Origin of the sequence: Streptomyces sp. CB02980 (assembly GCF_014451325.2) — a bacterium.
Classification (GTDB): domain Bacteria; phylum Actinomycetota; class Actinomycetes; order Streptomycetales; family Streptomycetaceae; genus Streptomyces.
Map to the genome: position 1 here is coordinate 884 of NZ_JACSCH020000049.1, position 2775 is coordinate 3658.

The window sequence follows — 2775 nt, forward strand, 5'->3', positions numbered from 1 at the left end:
GTCGAGAGTGGTGTGCGGGCGGATGTGTTGGTGGGGCATTCGGTCGGTGAGATCAGTGCGGCTGTGGCTGCGGGCGTGCTCACCCTGCCCGACGCGGTGCGGCTGGCCTGTGTACGGGGCCGGCTGATGCAGGGGATGGCCGCCGGCGGGGTGATGGTGTCCGTGGCTGCGCCTGTGGAGGGTATCCAGGAGCGGATCGCCGGGCTTGCCGGTGTGTGGGTGGCTGCGGTGAACGCGCCGGGGTCGGTCGTGCTGGCCGGTGAGGCGGACGCGGTACGCGGCGTGGTCGAGGGGCTGACCGCCGAGGGCGTGCGGACCCGCCCGCTGCCGGTCAGTCACGCCTTCCACACGCCGCTGATGGACCCGATGCTGGAGGATTTCTCCGCGGCGCTGGCGGATCTGTCCTTCGGGCCTGCGGAGATCCCGGTCGTCTCGACGGTGACCGGGGAGCTTGCGGGTGCCGACTTCGGCAGTCCCGCGTACTGGGTGCAGCATGCGCGACAGCCCGTACAGTTCGCCGAATCGATAGACATGGCAAGGGGGTTGGGGGCCCGCATATGGGTCGAGGTCGGTCCGCAGCCGGCTCTGTCCGCCGCGCTGGAGGAGCGTGCGGGCGAGGTCGTCGCGAGCTTCCTGCGGCGTGACCGTGACCAGGTCACCGGTCTGCTGACCGGTCTGGCCCGGCTCCACGTGCACGGCGTCGAGGTCGACTGGGACCAGTGGGTCTCCCGTACGCGACCGCCGGTGGAGATCCCGACGTACGCCTTCCAGCGCCGTCGCTACTGGCCGGCCGGCTCTGCCGGGGCGTCCGCAGGCTCGCTGTCGGGTGTGGGTCTGTCCGGTGCCCACCATCGTCTCCTTGGCGCACAGGTGACGCTCGCCGACGGCGGCGCGGTGTTCACGGGCCGGCTGTCGGTGTCCACGCACCCCTGGCTTGCCGACCATGCCGTATCCGGAACCGTCCTGCTTCCGGGGACCGCGTTCGTCGACTTCATGGCGCACGCGGGTCGGCAGGTGGGATGCCCGCAGGTGCGGGAACTGACTCTGCAGGCTCCGCTGGTGCTGGTCGAGGACGGGCCGGGCGTGGCGATCCAGGTCGTCGTGGACGCCCCCGACGAACACGGGCAGCGGGCCGTCGCCGTCTCCTCCCGCCCGGACACCGAAGCCGGTGAGTGGACCCGGCACGGCACCGGCGCCCTCACCGAGGCGACCGACGGCCCCGGCGCCGGCCTTGGCCCCGACACCGACACCGACACCGCCTGGGTCTGGCCCCCGGCCGGAGCCCCGATCCCGGCGGAGGGCGTCTACGCCGGACTGTCGGACGCCGGATTCGACTACGGCCCGGTCTTCCAGGGGCTGAAGCAGGTCTGGCAGGACGGTGAGGACGTCTACGCGGAGGTCGTCCTGCCCGACGAGCCGGCCGGCTTCGCTCTGCACCCGGCCCTCCTCGACGCCGCGCTGCACGCCCTCGCCGCCGCCTCCGGCCCCGGGTCCGGCGAAGGGGGTCTGCCCTTCGCGTTCACCGGCGTACGGGTGCACCGGCCCGGTGCCTCGGCACTGCGCGTACGGCTGCGCCGGCAGGAGCCCGACGGGGTCGGACTGGAGGCCGTCGACGCCGCCGGAAACCCCGTGGTGTCCATCGACTCGCTGGTGTTCCGGCCGGTCAGCCATGCCGATCTCGCCGCGCCCGGGGTATCCGACGGGGACCTGTTGCACCTGCGATGGACACCGCTCCCCGAACGGGCCCCGGAAGAGGCCCCGGAAGCAGGATCGGCGGGAGCCCCGGCGGACGCGCAGCCGGGCGGCGGTCACGTGCACGCCGTCCCCGACATCGCGGCGGCCTCCGCGGCGGTGCGCGGCGGAACGGCCGAGCCGCACTGGGTGGTGCTGCCCTGCCGCGCCCCCGAGGAGGGGTCGGTCCCGGAACGTGCGCGTGCCCTGACCGTCTGGGTGCTCGGCCAGGTGCAGGCCTTCCTCGACGCACCCGAGATGGCGGGGCGGCGACTGCTCGTCCTGACCCGGGGCGCGGTCGCGGCCGACGAGAGCGACCGTGGCGTCGACGTGTCCGCGGCGGGCGTCTGGGGGCTGGTGCGCTCGGCCCAGTCGGAGCACCCGGACCGGCTGGTCCTGCTGGACGTCGACGCCGAGGTGGGCGACGACGAGTGGCCCGCCCTGCTGTCCGCCCTCTCCGTCGCCCCGCTGCCCCAGCTCGTACGGCGGAGCGGGACGCTGTCGACGCCGCGCCTGGAAGCGGTCGGCGGCGGGGACCTGACCGTCCCGGCGCAGGGCCCGTGGCGTCTCACGGCGGGCTCGGGCGGCACGTCGGCGGAACTCGCCCTGGTGCGGCGGCCCTTGACCGCCGGCGAACCGCTCGGCGAGGGCCTGGTCCGAGTGGCGGTACGCGCGGCCGGGCTCAACTTCCGCGACGTGCTCATCTCGCTCGGCATGTACCCCGGCGCCGCATCGATCGGCGGAGAGGGTGCGGGTGTCGTCACCGAGGTCGGCCCGGGCGTCGCGGGGATGGTGGTCGGTGACCGGGTGATGGGGCTGATGCCGGACTCGTTCGCCGATACGACGGTGGCGGACGCCCGCATGGTCGTCCGCATGCCCGAGGGCTGGACGTTCCAGGAGGCGGCCTCCGTACCCATCGTCTTCCTGACCGCCCGGTACGCCCTCGGGGAGCTTTCGGGTCTTCGTGCGGGTGAGCGGGTGTTGATCCACGCGGGGGCGGGTGGCGTCGGGATGGCGGCCGTGCAGCTCGCGCGGCATCTCGGT

1 protein-coding gene is annotated in these 2775 nt (G+C 73.9%); it reads left to right on the top strand.

Going from position 1 to position 2775, the window contains the following annotated elements:
- Positions 1 to 63 precede the first annotated feature (63 nt).
- The coding region (locus tag E0F75_RS39630; protein ID WP_308189670.1) for an acyltransferase domain-containing protein at positions 64 to 2775 on the top strand (2712 nt) is incomplete at its 3' end.